This is a genomic window from Pseudomonas glycinis (assembly GCF_054871425.1).
The window spans coordinates 1-16,502 of the sequence record NZ_JBTYHF010000001.1 but is presented as its reverse complement, the minus strand read 5'-3'; the positions used below and the strand labels follow the sequence as shown (position 1 = coordinate 16,502).

At 59.9% G+C, this 16,502-nt stretch carries 17 protein-coding genes; 2 read left to right on the top strand and 15 right to left on the bottom strand.

Annotation, left to right across the window (positions count from 1 at the left end; all coding sequences use genetic code 11):
• Nucleotides 1-112: 112 nt before the first annotated feature.
• From ACYSTU_RS00085 to ccoG, 5 genes are all read right to left on the bottom strand, one after another.
• Nucleotides 113-796: a sulfite exporter TauE/SafE family protein gene (locus ACYSTU_RS00085; RefSeq protein ID WP_136493926.1), complete on the bottom strand. Its 684-nt coding sequence runs from the start codon at nt 794-796 to the stop codon at nt 113-115.
• Entirely contained in the window at nt 789-1,001 is a 213-nt protein-coding gene (gene ccoS, locus ACYSTU_RS00080) for a cbb3-type cytochrome oxidase assembly protein CcoS (RefSeq protein WP_039763029.1), read from the bottom strand. The genes ACYSTU_RS00085 and ccoS overlap by 8 nt, the downstream gene beginning before the upstream one ends.
• A gap of 23 nt (nt 1,002-1,024) precedes the next feature.
• Nucleotides 1,025-3,475 carry a heavy metal translocating P-type ATPase gene (locus ACYSTU_RS00075; RefSeq protein WP_136493927.1) on the bottom strand — a complete coding sequence of 817 codons (2,451 nt, stop codon included), beginning with the start codon at nt 3,473-3,475 and terminating at the stop codon, nt 1,025-1,027.
• A gap of 137 nt (nt 3,476-3,612) precedes the next feature.
• On the bottom strand, nt 3,613-4,152 hold the full coding sequence (locus ACYSTU_RS00070) for a FixH family protein (protein WP_056784237.1): 540 nt from the start codon (nt 4,150-4,152) through the stop codon (nt 3,613-3,615).
• A 13-nt stretch (nt 4,153-4,165) separates the two neighbouring features.
• A complete protein-coding gene (gene ccoG / locus ACYSTU_RS00065) occupies nt 4,166-5,581 on the bottom strand; it encodes a cytochrome c oxidase accessory protein CcoG (protein WP_122700473.1) in 1,416 nt (471 codons plus the stop codon).
• 476 nt (nt 5,582-6,057) lie between these two features.
• Here ccoG and ACYSTU_RS00060 point away from each other — a divergent pair, with 476 nt between their 5' ends.
• Nucleotides 6,058-7,062, top strand: coding sequence for a metallophosphoesterase family protein (locus tag ACYSTU_RS00060; protein ID WP_217879670.1), 1,005 nt, complete (start codon nt 6,058-6,060; stop codon nt 7,060-7,062).
• A gap of 38 nt (nt 7,063-7,100) precedes the next feature.
• On the opposite strand, the gene ACYSTU_RS00055 is transcribed toward ACYSTU_RS00060, so the two are convergent.
• The 10 genes from ACYSTU_RS00055 to ccoN (ACYSTU_RS00010) form a co-directional block, all read right to left on the bottom strand.
• Nucleotides 7,101-7,520: a type II toxin-antitoxin system VapC family toxin gene (locus tag ACYSTU_RS00055; RefSeq protein WP_498994860.1), complete on the bottom strand. Its 420-nt coding sequence runs from the start codon at nt 7,518-7,520 to the stop codon at nt 7,101-7,103.
• Nucleotides 7,520-7,774 (bottom strand): type II toxin-antitoxin system Phd/YefM family antitoxin, encoded by a 255-nt coding sequence (locus ACYSTU_RS00050; RefSeq protein WP_038861980.1) that lies wholly within the window; start codon nt 7,772-7,774, stop codon nt 7,520-7,522. Before ACYSTU_RS00050 ends, ACYSTU_RS00055 begins: the two co-directional genes overlap by 1 nt.
• Before the next feature lie 527 nt (nt 7,775-8,301).
• Nucleotides 8,302-9,285: a cytochrome-c oxidase, cbb3-type subunit III gene (gene ccoP / locus ACYSTU_RS00045; RefSeq protein WP_498994857.1), complete on the bottom strand. Its 984-nt coding sequence runs from the start codon at nt 9,283-9,285 to the stop codon at nt 8,302-8,304.
• Nucleotides 9,282-9,467, bottom strand: a complete 186-nt coding sequence (locus tag ACYSTU_RS00040; protein WP_016775513.1) for a CcoQ/FixQ family Cbb3-type cytochrome c oxidase assembly chaperone — start codon at nt 9,465-9,467, stop codon at nt 9,282-9,284. Before ACYSTU_RS00040 ends, ccoP (ACYSTU_RS00045) begins: the two co-directional genes overlap by 4 nt.
• A gap of 5 nt (nt 9,468-9,472) precedes the next feature.
• Nucleotides 9,473-10,081, bottom strand: coding sequence for a cytochrome-c oxidase, cbb3-type subunit II (ccoO, locus tag ACYSTU_RS00035; protein ID WP_007917161.1), 609 nt, complete (start codon nt 10,079-10,081; stop codon nt 9,473-9,475).
• Nucleotides 10,081-11,523: a cytochrome-c oxidase, cbb3-type subunit I gene (gene ccoN / locus ACYSTU_RS00030; RefSeq protein WP_024012334.1), complete on the bottom strand. Its 1,443-nt coding sequence runs from the start codon at nt 11,521-11,523 to the stop codon at nt 10,081-10,083. Before ccoN (ACYSTU_RS00030) ends, ccoO (ACYSTU_RS00035) begins: the two co-directional genes overlap by 1 nt.
• A 481-nt stretch (nt 11,524-12,004) precedes the next feature.
• Nucleotides 12,005-12,958, bottom strand: coding sequence for a cytochrome-c oxidase, cbb3-type subunit III (ccoP, locus tag ACYSTU_RS00025; protein ID WP_498994850.1), 954 nt, complete (start codon nt 12,956-12,958; stop codon nt 12,005-12,007).
• Entirely contained in the window at nt 12,955-13,152 is a 198-nt protein-coding gene (locus ACYSTU_RS00020) for a cbb3-type cytochrome oxidase subunit 3 (protein ID WP_016773878.1), read from the bottom strand. Before ACYSTU_RS00020 ends, ccoP (ACYSTU_RS00025) begins: the two co-directional genes overlap by 4 nt.
• 3 nt (nt 13,153-13,155) lie before the next feature.
• Nucleotides 13,156-13,764, bottom strand: coding sequence for a cytochrome-c oxidase, cbb3-type subunit II (gene ccoO / locus ACYSTU_RS00015; RefSeq protein WP_003223389.1), 609 nt, complete (start codon nt 13,762-13,764; stop codon nt 13,156-13,158).
• Nucleotides 13,765-13,774: 10 nt separating this feature from the next.
• Nucleotides 13,775-15,199: a cytochrome-c oxidase, cbb3-type subunit I gene (gene ccoN, locus ACYSTU_RS00010; RefSeq protein WP_024012337.1), complete on the bottom strand. Its 1,425-nt coding sequence runs from the start codon at nt 15,197-15,199 to the stop codon at nt 13,775-13,777.
• Nucleotides 15,200-15,291: 92 nt separating this feature from the next.
• Between ccoN (ACYSTU_RS00010) and ACYSTU_RS00005 the strand changes: the two genes are divergently transcribed.
• A complete protein-coding gene (locus ACYSTU_RS00005) occupies nt 15,292-15,972 on the top strand; it encodes an alpha/beta family hydrolase (protein WP_122705769.1) in 681 nt (226 codons plus the stop codon).
• Nucleotides 15,973-16,502: the final 530 nt, after the last annotated feature.

The window sequence follows — 16,502 nt, the reverse complement described above, 5'->3', positions numbered from 1 at the left end:
GGGCTGTTGATTTGCATCAACAGCACAAGGTCAAAAGATCGCAGCCTTCGGCAGCTCCTACCTTGGGATGCGACCTTCTGTAGGAGCTGCCGAAGGCTGCGATCTTTTGCGTCTAATGGCCCATGAGCCAATGCTGATGCGGGCCGGGAAGGGTCCATAAGCCAAACAGAATCACCAGCAAGCCCCCCGCCATGCGCACGCTGCGTTTGCGCAAGATCGCCGTCACCCGTTCAGCCGCCAGCCCGGTGGCCAGCAGCACCGGCCAGGTGCCGAGGCCGAAAGCGAGCATCAGCAATGCACTGTCCAGCGCATTGCCTTGACTCGCGCTCCACAGCAAGGTGCTGTAAACCAGCCCGCACGGCAGCCAGCCCCACAGCGCACCGAGCAGCAAGGCGCGCGGCAGGCTGGAAACCGGCAGCAAGCGATTCGCCACCGGTTGAATGAAACGCCACAAGCCACGCCCGAGCGCTTCGATACGCGTCAACCCGCTCCACCAGCCGGCGAGGTACAAACCCATGGCGATCAGCAGCAACCCGGCCAGTACGCGCATGAACAGCGCCGCCGGGCTGTTGGCGACTGCCCAGCCGGCCAGGCCGATGAGCAATCCCGCCGTGGCATAACTGAAAATCCGCCCGAGGTTATACGCCAGCAACAGACGAAAGCGCCGGCTGCGCTGCTCCTTGGGAATCGCCAGGGTCAGCGCGCCCATCAGGCCGCCGCACATACCCAGACAGTGGCCGCCTCCGAGCAGGCCGAGAATCAGCGCCGAGACCAGCAGGGGCGCCAGTTCAAGCATGGGGCGGCGCCTTGTCGTCCGGTTTGCCGGCGTTGGCTTCGTCCACAGCGGCGGTGTGGTTGGGATCCTGATCGTCAAACAAGATGCTGTGCGCCGGGCCGTCGAGGTCGTCGTACTGACCGCTGTCCACCGCCCAGAAGAAGATGTACACGGCGATGGCGACGATCAGCAAGGCAGCGGGAATCATCACATAGAGAGCTGGCATCGGTAACTCCAGGCCCGCGCGGCTCAGGCCGGCAGCGGGCGGGTTTGGGTCGGGCTGCCGGCGGCCGGCGCGCTCGGCAGACGAGTCAGGCGCAGGGCGTTGAGCACCACGGTCAGCGAACTGATCGACATGCCGACCGCCGCCCACACCGGAGTGATCCAGCCGAGGGCGGCGAACGGCAACATGAGGCCATTGTACAGCGCCGCCCACAGCAGGTTTTCGATGATTACCCGGCGCGTGCGCCGCGCCAGTGTGAAGGCTTGTACCAGGGCGTCGAGGCGGTTGGACAGCAACACCGCATCGGCGCTGGTTTTCGCCAGATCGGTGGCCGAGCCCATGGCCACGCTGATATCGGCCGCAGCCAGTACCGGCACGTCGTTGACGCCGTCACCGAGCATCAACACTTTGCGTCCTTCCTTGTGCAGTTGTTGCAGCACTTGCAGCTTGTCATCGGGGCGCAAGCCGCCACGGGCCTCGTCGATGCCCAGTTCGGCGGCGACACTGGCGACCATCGGCGAACTGTCGCCGGACAACAGCAAGGTGCGCCAGCCCCGCGCTTTGCAGGCCGCGAGCAGGGCGGGGGCATCGTCACGCAGGCGATCATCGAGCACCAGCCACGCCAGCGGCCCGTGGGTGTCAGCGAGCAGCAACCATTGTCCGGCTTCATCAGGCATTGACGGCAGTGCCGCGCCGCTCAGGGCGCAGGCAAATTCGGCCTGACCGATGCGCAAGCGTTGCTCACCGACCACGCCTTCCAGGCCCAGCCCCGGTGTGCTGTGCACGTCCTCGGCGGCCAGCGGCGCACGCCCGAAAGCGCGGGCGATCGGGTGTTCCGAGCGGTTTTCCAGCGCAGCGGCAAGGCTCAGGCATTGTTCGCTGTCGAGCGCGGCGAGCGGGCGAATCGAGCGCAGCACCAAGCGACCTTCAGTGAGCGTGCCGGTCTTGTCGAAGATCACTGTGTCGATCTGGTTCAAGCCTTCCAGCACATGGCCGCGTGTCAGCAGCAGGCCGAGTTTGTGCAGGGTGCCGGTGGCGGCGGTGAGTGCGGTCGGCGTCGCCAGCGACAGCGCGCACGGGCAGGTCGCCACCAGCATGGCGAGAACGATCCAGAACGCCCGCGCTGAGTCCAGCTGCCACCACAGCAGGCCGATCACTGCCGCCGCGATCAGCGACAACAGCAAAAACCATTGCGCGGCGCGGTCGGCGATTTCCGCCAGACGCGGTTTCTCCGCCTGAGCACGATCGAGCAGGCGCACGATCGCGGAGAGACGCGTGTCCTGTCCCAGCGCCTGCACTTGCACGGTCAATGCGCCTTCGACGTTGAGCGTGCCCGCAGTGACCGCATCACCGAGCGTGCGCGGCTGTGGCAGGTATTCGCCAGTGAGCAGCGATTCGTCGATGCTCGACTGGCCATCGATGATCTTACCGTCAGCCGGCAGAATCGAGCCCGGCTGCACCAGAATCCGCTCGCCCACGCGCAACTCGCTGAGCAGGATGCGTTCGCTCTGGCCATCGCTATCCAGGCGCAGGCACGAGGCCGGTAACAGGTTGACCAGTTGCGCGGTGGCAGCAGCGGTGCGTTCGCGGGCGCGGCGTTCCAGATAGCGCCCGGCCAAAAGAAACAGGGCGAACATGCCGACCGCATCGAAGTACAGCTCGCCGACCCCGGTGATGGACGTCCAGATCCCGGCGATGTAAGCGCTGCCGATCGCCAGCGACACCGACACGTCCATGGTCAGGTGGCGGGTGCGCAGATCGCGCATCGCGCCTTTGAAGAACGGCGCGCAGCTGTAGAACACGATCGGTGTGGTGAGAAACAGCGCGACCCAGCGCAGGATCGTGTGCAGCTCGGGACTGAGGTCGATGTTGAATTCCGGCCAGGTGGCCATGGTCGCCATCATCGCCTGAAACCACAGCAAACCGGCGACGCCGAGTTGGCGTAGGGCCAGGCGATTCTCACTGGCCAGCTGTTCGCTGGCGCGGTCGGCCTGGTACGGGTGTGCAGCGTAACCAATGTGGCGCAGCTCGGCGAGGATCTGGCTCAGCGGCAATTGTGCGTCGGCCCAGCGTACGTGCAGGCGATGGTTGGACAGGTTCAACCGCGCTTCGGCGACGGCGGGCAGGGTGCGCAGGTGTTTCTCGATCAGCCAGCCGCAAGCGGCGCAACTGATGCCTTCCATCAACAGGGTGGTTTCGGCCAGATCGCCTTCGTGGCGGACGAAGGGCTGCTGCACGTCGGCGCGGTCGTACAGCGCCAGTTCATCGCTCAGTTGCACCGGCAGCGCTTCGGGATTGGCCGACGCTTCGCTGCGATGCTGGTAATAGCTTTCCAGACCACCGGCGACAATGGCTTCGGCCACCGCCTGGCAGCCCGGGCAGCAGAACCCCCGGGCCTGCCCGAGGACGACGGCGGTGAAGCGGCTGCCGGACGGGACGGGCAGGGCGCAGTGGTAGCAGGGGGTTGGGCTGGTCATGGTGCGCGTTCCGATGATCGTTCCCACGCTCCGCGTGGGAATGCCTCCCCGGACGCTCCGCGTCCGCTTCGGCTGGGACGCGGAGCGTCCCTGGCTGCGTTCCCACGCAGAACGTGGGAACGATCAGAGTAAAAGGCTTATTTTTTCAGATCTTCCGCACCCTGCAATGGCTCGTCACCCAGCAGCAGCTCCTTGTCATGGCTGACCAGTTCTTCTTCAAACATGCGCCACACGTGCTCATCCTGGCTGCCAAGCAACTCGACAAACCGTCGCCCTTCAACCTTGTCGCTCAACTGGCCGATGTAGCGCCCGCTCTCGCTGCCACTGCGGGTCAAAACAATCTTGCGATCCTTCTCCGGCTGGGTCGGCGAGATCAGGTTCAGTTCCAGGGTTTGCGGCTGGCTGTCACCGTTCAAGCGCAGATCGACTTCCCCGGTCACGTCATCCAGATGCACCGCTGCACGCAGCTTCAGGGTTTGCGCCAGCAGTTCGCGATCCAGTGAACGGTTGATGCCTTTGCCCGCTTCGTAATAGTTGTCGTTGACCAGATTGTCCGGGTTGTTCACCGCGATGGTCACCATCGACAGGGTCAAGGCCACCGAGCAGGCCAGAATCGCGATGATGATCCACGGCCAGAGGTGCTTGTACCAGGGACTTGCGGCGTTTGCAGCGGGCATGTTCAAAATTCTCTCAACGGATTTGTGGGCCGATGAATCGGCTCTTGGCTTCAACGTGGACGCTTTCGTCATCGGCATCCTTGAGGATGAATTTCACCTCGTTGGTGCTCGATGGCAGTTGTTCCGGTGCGCTGGACAACTCGACCGGCATGCTGACGATATCGCCGGCGGCAACCTTGATCTCGCGCTTGCCTTGCAGGCGCAGGTCCGGCAGGCCTTCGGCTTGCAGCAGGTAAGTGTGGTCGCGCTGATCCTTGTTCATGATCTTCAGGCTGTAGACGTTTTCGATCCGGCCTTCAGCGTTTTCGCGGTACAGCACGCGGTCTTTGCTGACGTCGAAGCCGACCAGTGAACGCATGAAGAACGCAGCGACCAACAGGCTGATCATCGCCAGCAGCACCACGGCATAGCCGATCAGGCGCGGTCGCAGTTTATGGGTTTTCTGCCCGGAGAGGTTGTGTTCGGTGGTGTAGCTGATCAGCCCGCGCGGGTAATCCATCTTGTCCATGATGCTGTCGCAGGCATCGATGCACGCAGCGCAGCCGATGCACTCGATCTGCAGGCCATCGCGGATGTCGATGCCGGTCGGGCAGACCTGCACGCACATCGTGCAGTCAATGCAGTCACCCAGCCCCAGCGCCTTGTAGTCGATGCCTTTCTTGCGCGGCCCACGGCTTTCGCCACGGCGCGGGTCGTAGGAAACGATGAGCGTGTCCTTGTCGAACATCACGCTCTGGAAGCGCGCATACGGGCACATGTAGATGCAAACCTGCTCACGCAACCAACCGGCATTGCCGTACGTGGCGAGGGTGAAAAAACCGACCCAGAAATACGACCAGCCATCGGCCTGGCCGGTGAAGAACTCGATGACCAGTTCGCGGATCGGCGAGAAGTAGCCGACAAAGGTCATGCCGGTGACAAAACCGATCAACAGCCACAGCGAATGCTTTGCCAGTTTGCGCAGGAATTTGTTGGTGCTCATCGGCGCCTTGTCGAGCTTGATGCGCTGGTTGCGGTCGCCTTCGGTGACCTTTTCGCACCACATGAAAATCCACGTCCACACGCTCTGCGGGCAGGTATAACCGCACCAGACGCGCCCGGCGTACACGGTGATGAAGAACAGGCCGAACGCGGCAATGATCAACAGCCCCGAGAGCAGGATGAAATCCTGTGGCCAGAAAGTCGCGCCGAAGATGAAGAATTTGCGCTCCGGCAGGTTCCACCACACTGCCTGGTGACCGCCCCAGTTCAGCCATACCGTGCCGAAATACAGCAGAAACAACGCCGCACCGCCGAGCATCCGCAGATTGCGGAACAGGCCGGTGAAGGCACGGGTGTAGATTTTTTCTCGTGAGGCATAAAGGTCGACGCTGTTGTTCGCGTTCTTGCTCGGCGGCGTGACGTCGTGTACCGGAATCTGATTGCTCATCATTGCATCCCACGGCAGTGGAAAAATGCCTCGGTCGATACGTGCCAACCGAAGTCAAAAAGGGCTGTTGCAGTAGCGTGATGATACGCCTGCCGCTCTGGCTCAAGGGTGCGACCTTTGGTCGCGTTGGGTAAAAAATGCGGATGGTGTAGCGATTGCGCAAAAGCCTGACGCAGATCAATTGACTTGTTGAGTATGGACGGTTTTGCCGAAGCGGCTAGTTCATCTTTTCAATCGTTTGTTCAAGCAACAACCGTCGATGTCGCAAGTTGAACGACAAACCGTCCGTTATTGCCACTGCGGCTACAAGAGGCCGCAGATTTGAATTGGGCTGCATGTCGCAAGTTATCGGGTTTGAAACATATAAACTTGATTGTTATTTATGAATGCTTTGAAGTTTTAGCTGTGTTCGCATAAGTTTTGCTCTCGCGAAATTCTTTTGCGTATTGATAGTTAACTTAAATGGAATTTAAAGCATGAATTTGAATAATCTCAAGAGCATCTTTGTGGGTGCCTGGATGTTAGCTTCGGCTATTACCGCTCAGGCCACTACTGACATGCCGAAACACATGGTGTTTGCTTCGGATACTCAATATCCGTGGACGGACAAGACCGATCGCCGCATACCCGAATCCGATTCCGAATTCAAGGAGCGCTCGAAATGGCTGGTGGAAACCCAACTTGCGAGCATTGCCGAATTCAGAAATCAACACGGCTCTCAAGCGCAGGTTCCCTTGATGATCAATGGTGATATAACCGCATTCGGACATGGCTGGCAGCGCTCGTTCATGAAGGATCTGCTGGATAAACATTTCAAGGGCGAATATCTCTACGGGCTTGGTAATCACGACTATGAAAACAATGTCGATGATTGCTTTAGCAATAGCTGCGCGGCAGGAAGTATCGTCGAGTTCAAAGAGCATCATGAAGGCAAGGTCGATAACTTTGATCTGAAGATTACCAGTGGCTTTCTGAGCAAGACCTATTCGGGCAGTCTCGCCTATTCGAAAAATATCGGTGAAGTGCATATGGTTCAGCTCAACAACGAACCGACCTATACCGCCCGGATTGCTCATCCATTGAACCCGACGACGTTCGAAATCAACGATGCGCTGGACTGGCTCGAGACGGATCTCAGGCTGGCGCGAGCGTCGGGCTACGCCATCATCATCAACATGCATAAACCGTTGAACCACATGGGAACCCAGGCGCAACAGAAACGCTTCTACGACATGGTTAACAAATATCGAGTGACGGCGATTTTTGCCGGCCATTTGCACGAGGACGGAGGTGATGCCTATCAGCAAGGTAACGTGCCCATGTACCTGAGTGGCAGTACCTCTCAGCAAACCTATCTGATTGCCAGTTTCACTGAGGATCGCAAGCAACTCCAGGTGTACCTGGTGAAGAACAACCAATGGCGCAATCGAACGTTGATCGACACCACTGTGGTGCATTCAATCTTCGCCCAACGCCCCTGACAAAAGCCCCGCCGCTGATAGGGCGGGGTATTCATCAATCAGGTGTTGGCAGCGATCCATGGGTTGATCAGATTGACGCCGCTGTGTTGAAAGTCCGCAATGTTGCGAGTTACCAGCGTAAGCCCGTGTACAAGCGCGGTGGCGGCGATCAAGGCGTCGCATTCATTGCTGCGGTCGGGAACATGCAATCGTGCGCACCGGATGGCGACGCTGCTATCGACCGGCAGGATTCTGCCAGAGAACGCCGGTTTGACGTGATGTTCCAGCCAGTTGCGCAGCAGTTGGCCTTGTGAAGGGTCACGACGTTCGATACGCAGGACGCCCGTTTCCAGTTCCAGCACAGTGATTGCGGATAGATACAGGCTGGCTGGGGAAATGCTGTTTGCCCATTTCACCACATGCCTGTCGGCTTGGTTTTTGCGCAACTCGAAAACTACATTGGTATCCAGTAGAAACATCAGGAAAGGTCCACGCTGCGAGGAGTGATGACGGCGCGCTCGGGTTCGAATTCGATTTCAAGCGCATCCGGCATCGCCAGTAGCTCAACGATGCTGGTCTGGCAACCCGTCAGTTTCTGGTACTCCTCGATGCTGAGCAACACGTGGGCAGGCCTGCCTCGGTCAGTAATGATCACTGGACCTTGATGCGTGGCTTTTTTGGCTGCACTGGTGTCCTGGTTGAACTCGCGGCTGGAAATAGTGGTGATGGCCATCATGTTTGGCCTCCAGAAATTTTGATGTAGGAACGTTACTACTTTGAGATTTCCCCCGCAATCGGAAAGGCGGGTCGAGGACGATCGGTTTGTCACTTTCATAAGGGCACCGGCGAAAATGCCTCCCGCCAAGACGCGAGGCGCTGGATATAGGGCGTAAATTCGGTGTTTTTTGCTGCCCTTGTCAGAGCAATCTACCGCCGCCGAGGCCGTCGAGTCCGCCACCGTTACCGGGGTCGTTCATGGTTTGCTGCGATACCTCGAGTAACGGTTTCACAGATGATCGTTCGAACCCTGCCCTAGGGGTAGAGCCGGATTGAGGCTGATTTTGCAGTGTGCTTTGGTCATCTTTCGACATTGGGGCTTCATCCTTGAAGTAGTCCGATATGGCTTATCGGGGCGAAAAAAACCTACCGTGTTTATCAGCTCAGGTCCATTGAGCAACCGTTTCGAGTCATGAATGCCAGCATGCAAAAAGGCCCCGCCAATTCCCATTGGCGGGGCCTTTTTTGCTTCAAGCGTTGGCCTTACTCAGCCTTCGCCTCCGGTACTTTTTCACCGTGAGACAGGCTGTAAACATACGCCGCCAGCAGGTGCACCTTGTCATTGCCCTGCAGTTGTTCCTGCGCAGGCATCTGGCCCTGACGGCCGTAGCGGATGGTCTGCTGCAGTTGCGCGAAGCTCGAGCCGTAGATGAATGCGCCCGGATGGGTCAGGTCAGGCGCACCCATGGCCGGGGTGCCTTTACCGGCAGGGCCGTGGCAAGCCACGCAGTTGGCGGCGAAGAGTTTCTGGCCGTTGGCCGGGTCGGCCTTGGTGCCTTCCGGCAGTTTGCGCCCGTCGAGGTTGGTCACCACGAAGGCCGCTACGTCAGCCACGCCTTGCTCACCGATCACTTCAGCCCATGCCGGCATCACCGCGTGGCGGCCGCCCATGATGGTGGTCTTGATGGTTTCCGGCTCACCGCCCCACCGCCAGTCGGCGTCGGTCAGGTTGGGAAAGCCGTAGGCGCCCTTGGCGTCGGAACCGTGGCACACCGAGCAGTTGGACGCGAACAGACGGCCGCCCATCTTCAGTGCTTGCGGATCCTTGGCGACTTCTTCGATCGGCATCGCCGCGAACTTGGCGAAAATCGGACCGAAGCGAGCGTCCGAACGGGCCATTTCCTTTTCCCACTCGTGGACGCCGGTCCAGCCGGTCTGGCCGTTGGCGAACGCGGTCTGCTTCTCGGTATCCAGATAGTTGTAGCCCGGCAGCAAACCTTTCCAGTTGCCCAGACCCGGGTACAGCACCAGATAACCCAGCGCAAAAATGATGGTGCCGACGAACAGCATGAACCACCATTTCGGCAGCGGGTTGTCGTACTCCTCGATCCCGTCGAAGGAGTGGCCGACCGTCTCGTCCGTCTGTTCGCTGCGCTGGCCCTTGCGGGTCGACAGCAGCAGCCAGGTCAGGGCGAAGATCGTACCGAGACTGAGGACTGTGACGTACAGACTCCAGAATGTAGTCATTCTTTGTTACTCCTAGAAGCTTGCTCGACGTGCTTGATGGCTTCGGGATCATCGGCAAAAGGCAGCATGGTCGCGTCGTCGAATTCCGACTTGCGCTTGGGGCTGAACACCCACAAGGCCAGACCGATGAAGGCCACCATCACGACCACGGTGCCCAGGCCTCGAATCATCCCGATATCCATCAGATTCACCGTTTGCTTTTGATGATGGTGCCCAGGCCTTGCAGATAGGCCACCAGCGCGTCCATTTCGGTTTTGCCCTTCACGGCATCCTGTGCACCGGCGATGTCTTCGTCGGTGTAAGGCACGCCGAGGGTGCGCAAGACTTCCATTTTTTTCGCGGTTTCCTTGCCGTCGAGCTTGTTTTCCACGAGGAACGGGTAAGCCGGCATTTTCGACTCGGGGACCACGTTGCGCGGGTTGTACAAGTGCGCACGTTGCCAGTCATCGGAGTAACGACCGCCCACGCGGGCCAGGTCCGGACCGGTACGTTTGGAGCCCCACAGGAACGGGTGGTCCCAGACGCTTTCACCGGCAACCGAATAGTGGCCATAGCGTTCGGTTTCAGCGCGGAACGGGCGGATCATCTGCGAGTGGCAGCCGACACAACCGTTGGCGATGTACACGTCGCGGCCTTCCAGTTCCAGCGCCGAGCGCGGCTTCATGCCCTCGACCGGCTTGTTGGTGACGTCCTGGAAGAACAGCGGAACGATTTGGGTCAGGCCACCGACGCTGACGGCGATGACCATGAAGAAGGCCAGCAGGCCAATATTCTTCTCGACAGCTTCATGCTTCATCAGTGAGCTCCAACGACGGCAATCTTGGCGGCGGCTTCGGCTTCAACCGGATCCGACGCACGAACGGTGCGGTACACGTTGTAAGCCATCAGCAGCATGCCGCTGGCAAAGAAAGCACCGCCCAGCGCGCGGACGATGAAGCCCGGGTGGCTGGCCTGCAGCGCTTCGACGAACGAGTAGGTGAGGGTGCCGTCATCGTTGATTGCACGCCACATCAGGCCCTGGGTGATGCCGTTGACCCACATCGAGGCGATGTAGAGCACGGTGCCGATAGTGGCAAGCCAGAAGTGCGCATTGATCAGCCCGGTGCTGTGCATCTGCGCCCGGCCGAACAGTTTCGGGATCATGTGGTAGATCGCGCCGATCGAGATCATCGCTACCCAACCGAGGGCGCCGGCGTGTACGTGGCCGATGGTCCAGTCGGTGTAGTGCGAGAGCGAGTTGACAGTCTTGATCGCCATCATCGGCCCTTCGAAGGTCGACATGCCGTAGAACGCCAGCGATACCACGAGGAAGCGCAGGATCGGGTCGGTGCGCAACTTATGCCAGGCGCCCGACAGGGTCATCATGCCGTTGATCATGCCGCCCCAGCTTGGCGCCAGGAGGATGATCGACATCGCCATGCCCAGCGATTGTGCCCAGTCCGGCAGGGCGGTGTAGTGCAGGTGGTGCGGGCCGGCCCAGATGTACAGGGTGATCAGCGCCCAGAAGTGCACGATCGACAGACGATAGGAATAGATCGGGCGTTCGGCCTGTTTCGGCACGAAGTAGTACATCATCCCGAGGAAACCGGTGGTCAGGAAGAAACCCACCGCGTTGTGGCCGTACCACCACTGGATCATCGCGTCAGTGGCACCGGAGTAAGCCGAATACGACTTGAACAGGCTGACCGGCAGCGACATGTGGTTGACGATGTGCAGCATCGCGGTGACGACAATGAACGCGCCGTAGAACCAGTTGCCGACATAGATGTGCTTGGTTTTGCGCTTGGTGATGGTGCCGAAGAACACCAGACCGTAAGTGACCCAGACAATCGCCAGCAGAATCGCGATCGGCCATTCCAGCTCGGCGTATTCCTTGGTGGTGGTGTAACCCAGCGGCAAGGTAATGATTGCGCCAACGATGACCGCTTGCCAGCCCCAGAAGGTGAAGGCCGCGAGGCTGTCGGAAATCAGTCGCGTCTGGCAGGTTCGCTGCACGACATAGTAGGAAGTGGCAAACAGTGCACAACCGCCGAAGGCGAAAATCACCAGGTTTGTGTGCAACGGGCGCAAGCGTCCAAAGCTCGTCCACGGCAGACCGAAGTTCAGTTCCGGCCAGACCAGTTGCGAGGCGATGAAGACACCGAGCCCCATGCCAAGGATCCCCCAGACCACCGTCATGATGGCGAACTGGCGGACTACCTTATAGTTATAAGCAGTCGGACTGATTGCTGTGCTCATTCTAAGGTTCCACGGTTTGGGTATTTTTATAGGGATAAAATCGGCCGCAAGTATGTATAAAGCAGGGGGTCATTGCAACGCGCCATGACCTGGGTCAATGCTTTCCAACGCTGATTCTGCGGCCTTTCCATGCGCCGCGTAGGGTCAAAAATGGCCTCTGACAAAATGTCGCAGTGCGCGTAAAAAGCTCGCAATCCGGATCGCCGTCAACGGTGCCCGTTCACAGGTCGTGATCGGGAAATTGCGGGCAATCGGCGCAACAGCCGTTATCTACCTGCGTTTGCGGCGAATCCATCAACCGGTTCACGGCGCGCATCGTTCGGGATTGATCTGGAAACCGACTTCAGCCGGTCCGCTTCGATGAAGCGTAGACCCGAATCCGGGGTTCCGAAAGGAGAGGATCCAAGGGGTGCGACAATGCGTCGCAAAGGGGCGGGAAACTGCCGCAGCGAGAAAGCTGCGGCAGTGGTGTGCGCAATTGCTATTTCTTGTTGTCTTCAGTTATAAGTTTTTCTGTGGTCAATCCGTGGCTCAGGCTGTACACATAAGCGGCAAGCAATTGCACTTTATCGTTGCCCAGCAATTCGTTCTGCGCTGGCATATGCCCCTGACGACCATGGCGGATGGTCTGTTCCAGTTGGGTCAGGCTGGTGCCATAAATGAAGCCGGCCGGATGGGTCAGGTTGGGTGCGCCCATCGCCGCAGTGCCCTGGCCGATGGCGCCATGACAGGCAACGCAAGTGGTACTGAACGCTTGCTGCCCGGCTTGCAGATCTGCCTTGCTGTCGGCGGGTAGCGGCAGGCCGGCCAGTTCGTGGCGCACGTAGGCGGCAACGTTTTTCACCCCGGCCTCACCGAGCACTTCGCCCCAGGCCGGCATCGCCGCCATGCGGCCGCCCATGATGGTGGTCTTGATCGTCTCGGCATCGCCGCCCCAGCGCCAGTCGCTGTCAGCAAGGTTAGGGAAGCCGAACGCGCCCTTGGCATCCGAGCCGTGGCACACCGAGCAATTGGAGGCGAACAGACGACCACCCATTTTCAGCGCCTGCGGATCCTTGGCCACATCTTCCAGGGGCATGGCGGCGAATTTGGCGAAGATCGGACCGAACCGGGCGTCCGCCTTGTTCATTTCCTTTTCCCACTCATGCACGCCGGTCCAGCCATCCTCGTAACCGGGCAGGATGCCTTTCCAGTTGCCCAGGCCCGGATACAGAATCAGATAGCCCACCGAGAACACCAACGTGCCGGCGAACAGCATGAACCACCACTGCGGCAGTGGATTGTCGTATTCCTCGATGCCGTCGAAGCTGTGGCCCATGGTCTGGTCGACGCTGCCCTTGGTCTCGCCCCGACGGGTGCCGATCAGCAGCCAGGTCAGGCCGATCAGGCTGCCAATGGTCAGTACGCAGATCCACGTACTCCAGAAGGTGGTCATGGCCGGGTACTCCTTGTCTCAGGGGCTGAAATTGTTTCGGGTAGTGGTTCGTCGGCGAACGGCAGCAGGCGTGCTTCGGCGAATTCCGGGGTGCGCTTGCGATTGAATACCCACAGGGTCAGACCGACGAAGGCGACGAACACCACGACCGTGCCGAGGCCGCGAATCAGGCCAGCACTCATTTCAATGACCATGGTTCACCTCTTGCTCTTGATTGCAGTGCCGAGCACTTGCAGATAGGAAACGAGGGCGTCCATTTCGGTCTTGCCCTTGAGGCTGGCGACCGCGCCGCTGATGTCGTCATCGGTGTACGGCACGCCGAGGGTGCGCATGGTTTTCAGCTTGGTTTCGGTGTGGCTGCTGTCGACCGCTTGGGTGACCAGCCACGGATAGGCCGGCATCTTTGATTCCGGCACAACGTTGCGCGGGTTGTACAAGTGCGCGCGGTGCCAGTCATCCGAGTAGCGCGCACCAACCCGGGCGAGGTCCGGACCGGTACGTTTCGAACCCCACAGGAACGGGTGATCCCAGACGCTTTCGCCGGCAACCGAGTAGTGGCCGTAGCGTTCGGTTTCAGCGCGGAACGGGCGGATCATCTGCGAGTGGCAACCGACGCAGCCTTCGCGGATGTAGATGTCGCGGCCTTCCAGTTGCAGCGCGGTATAGGGCTTCATGCCTTCCACCGGTTTGTTGGTGACGTCCTGGAAGAACAGCGGGACGATCTGGGTCAGGCCGCCGATGCTCACGGCGAACACCATCAGCAGCATCAGCAGGCCGACGTTCTTTTCAATCGTTTCGTGTTTCATGGCGGACTCCTCAGGCCATCTGCGCGGCAGCGACGACGTCGGCAGGCTGCGAGGCCCGCACGGTGCGCCAGGTGTTGTAAGCCATCAGCAACATGCCGCTTAAGAAAATCGCCCCGCCGATCAGCCGCACGACAAAGCCCGGATGGCTGGCCACCAGGGTTTCGACGAAGGAGTAGGTCAGCGTGCCGTCCTCGTTCACGGCGCGCCACATCAGGCCCTGGGCGATGCCGTTGACCCACATCGAGGCGATGTAGAGCACGGTGCCGATGGTCGCCAGCCAGAAATGCGCATTGATCAGGCCGACGCTGTGCATCTGCGCCTTGCCGAAGATTTTCGGGATCATGTGGTACAGCGCGCCGATGGAAATCATCGCCACCCAGCCGAGGGCGCCGGCGTGAACGTGGCCGATGGTCCAGTCGGTGTAGTGGGAGAGGGCGTTTACCGTCTTGATGGCCATCATCGGACCTTCGAAGGTCGACATGCCGTAGAACGCCAGCGACACCACGAGGAAGCGCAGGATCGGGTCGCTGCGCAACTTATGCCAGGCGCCCGAGAGGGTCATCATGCCGTTGATCATGCCGCCCCAGCTCGGTGCCAGCAGGATCAGCGACATCACCATGCCCAGCGATTGCGCCCAGTCCGGCAGCGCGGTGTAGTGCAAGTGGTGTGGGCCGGCCCAGATGTACAGGGTGATCAAGGCCCAGAAGTGCACGATCGACAGGCGATACGAATACACCGGACGCTCGGCCTGTTTCGGCACGAAGTAATACATCATGCCGAGGAAGCCGGCGGTGAGGAAAAAGCCCACAGCGTTGTGCCCGTACCACCACTGCACCATCGCGTCGGTCGCACCGGCGTACACCGAGTACGACTTGGTGAAACTCACCGGCAATTCAAGGTTGTTGACGATGTGCAGGATCGCCACGGTGATGATGAACGCGCCGAAAAACCAGTTGCCCACGTAGATGTGCTTGGTCTTGCGCTGCATGATCGTGCCGAAGAACACGATCGCGTAGGCGACCCAGACGATGGTGATCAGGATGTCGATCGGCCATTCCAGTTCGGCGTATTCCTTGGAACTGGTGTAACCCAGCGGCAGGCTGATCGCCGCCAACAGGATCACCAACTGCCAGCCCCAGAAGCAGAACGCGGCGATTTGCGGCGCGAACAATTGCGTCTGGCAGGTGCGTTGCACCGAATAAAAAGAGCTGGCGAACAGCGCGCAGCCACCGAAGGCGAAGATCACCGCGTTGGTGTGCAGCGGGCGCAGACGGCCGAAACTGGTCCAGGGCAAATTGAAGTTGAGTTCCGGCCAGACCAATTGCGCCGCGAGAAAAACCCCGAGGCCCATGCCGACGATGCCCCACACCACCGTCATAATGGCGAATTGGCGGACCACCTTGTAGTTGTAGGCGGTACTGATAGAAGTGTTCATGGTTCCCCATCCACGGTTCAGCCGAAGTGAGCGCGCGCAAACGACGCGAATCCTTCGCCTGGAGTTATAGGCAGACTAAAAGCGAGGCAAGCATGGACAAACAGCACAAGGCCAGTATTGACGGGGATCAATGGGCGCAGTGTGTGCTCGATCATGGATGGTTGTGGGATGCCGCTGTCGGTGAGGCTTCGGCAACCTTGATTCTGGCGCACGGGGCGGGGGCGCCGATGGATAGCGAGTGGATGAATGACATGGCTGGGCGCCTTGCCGGGCTTGGGGTCAACGTGTTGCGCTTTGAGTTTCCGTATATGGCGCAGCGGCGGGTGGATGGGGTGAAGCGGCCGCCGAATCCTGCGCCGAAACTGTTGGATTGCTGGCGGGAGGTGTTTGCGGTTGTGCGGCGTCATGTCGCTGGGGTTTTGGCTGTTGGCGGCAAGTCGATGGGCGGGCGGATGGCGAGTCTGGTGGCGGATGAGTTGGGGGTGGATGCGTTGGTATGTCTGGGGTATCCGTTTTATGCGGTGGGGAAGCCGGAGAAGCCTCGGGTTGAGCATTTGGCTGGGTTGAAGACGCGGACGTTGATTGTGCAGGGGGAGCGGGATGCTCTAGGGAATCGCGAGGCGGTTGAGGGGTATTCGTTAGCGCCGGGGATTGAGGTGTTTTGGTTGGTGGCGGGGGATCATGATTTGAAGCCGCTGAAGGTTTCTGGGTTTACGCACTCCGATCATTTGGCGGGTGCTGCGCAGAAGGTGGCTGAATTTCTCCGTGACTGATTTTGAGTCGGGCCGGATTTTGCGTTGCATGAAGATCGGCTCCCTTTCCCCCTCGCCCCCTTGGGGGCGGTCCGACGTTTCGGGAGGGTTGGGGTGAGGGGGGGAGCTTTTGATCTTGCTCTTGGGGGCATATCCGTTGCTTCGGGAGCTGCGGCTGGCGGTTTCGCCTGACGGCGACTTACTTTTTTACAAGCGCCTAAAAAAGTAAGCAAAAAACGCTAGCTCCTACGTTCGGCCCTCGCAGGCTCGGGTCCCTTCGCTCCGGGACTGATCCGGGCGCAGCGGCTACGGTTTGCTTCGCTGCACCTCCTTCCGCTGTGTCTGGCTGCGCCAGACGGTCGCTACGCTCCCACCCCCGGATCAATCCCTCCACTCAGCCTTCCGACGTCGCCGGTGGATCAAGATCAAAAGCACTCGAGCTTGCGCTCATTGTTGAGTGGGGCGGCTTCGCCGCAGGCAGCTGCGCTGCTTTGCTTTTCTGCTTTTTGTGGGAGCGAGCCTGCTCGCGAAGGCGGCCTGACAGCCGACCA

Bases quoted from the DNA above. Each gene is read 5' to 3' on its own strand.
- ACYSTU_RS00085 (WP_136493926.1), bottom strand. From the start codon at position 796: ATGCTTGAACTGGCGCCCCTGCTGGTCTCGGCGCTGATTCTCGGCCTG.
- ccoS (WP_039763029.1), bottom strand. From the start codon at position 1,001: ATGCCAGCTCTCTATGTGATGATTCCCGCTGCCTTGCTGATCGTCGCC.
- ACYSTU_RS00075 (WP_136493927.1), bottom strand. From the start codon at position 3,475: ATGACCAGCCCAACCCCCTGCTACCACTGCGCCCTGCCCGTCCCGTCC.
- ACYSTU_RS00070 (WP_056784237.1), bottom strand. From the start codon at position 4,152: ATGCCCGCTGCAAACGCCGCAAGTCCCTGGTACAAGCACCTCTGGCCG.
- ccoG (WP_122700473.1), bottom strand. From the start codon at position 5,581: ATGAGCAATCAGATTCCGGTACACGACGTCACGCCGCCGAGCAAGAAC.
- ACYSTU_RS00060 (WP_217879670.1), top strand. From the start codon at position 6,058: ATGAATTTGAATAATCTCAAGAGCATCTTTGTGGGTGCCTGGATGTTA.
- ACYSTU_RS00055 (WP_498994860.1), bottom strand. From the start codon at position 7,520: ATGTTTCTACTGGATACCAATGTAGTTTTCGAGTTGCGCAAAAACCAA.
- ACYSTU_RS00050 (WP_038861980.1), bottom strand. From the start codon at position 7,774: ATGGCCATCACCACTATTTCCAGCCGCGAGTTCAACCAGGACACCAGT.
- ccoP (WP_498994857.1), bottom strand. From the start codon at position 9,285: ATGACTACATTCTGGAGTCTGTACGTCACAGTCCTCAGTCTCGGTACG.
- ACYSTU_RS00040 (WP_016775513.1), bottom strand. From the start codon at position 9,467: ATGGATATCGGGATGATTCGAGGCCTGGGCACCGTGGTCGTGATGGTG.
- ccoO (WP_007917161.1), bottom strand. From the start codon at position 10,081: ATGAAGCATGAAGCTGTCGAGAAGAATATTGGCCTGCTGGCCTTCTTC.
- ccoN (WP_024012334.1), bottom strand. From the start codon at position 11,523: ATGAGCACAGCAATCAGTCCGACTGCTTATAACTATAAGGTAGTCCGC.
- ccoP (WP_498994850.1), bottom strand. From the start codon at position 12,958: ATGACCACCTTCTGGAGTACGTGGATCTGCGTACTGACCATTGGCAGC.
- ACYSTU_RS00020 (WP_016773878.1), bottom strand. From the start codon at position 13,152: ATGGTCATTGAAATGAGTGCTGGCCTGATTCGCGGCCTCGGCACGGTC.
- ccoO (WP_003223389.1), bottom strand. From the start codon at position 13,764: ATGAAACACGAAACGATTGAAAAGAACGTCGGCCTGCTGATGCTGCTG.
- ccoN (WP_024012337.1), bottom strand. From the start codon at position 15,199: ATGAACACTTCTATCAGTACCGCCTACAACTACAAGGTGGTCCGCCAA.
- ACYSTU_RS00005 (WP_122705769.1), top strand. From the start codon at position 15,292: ATGGACAAACAGCACAAGGCCAGTATTGACGGGGATCAATGGGCGCAG.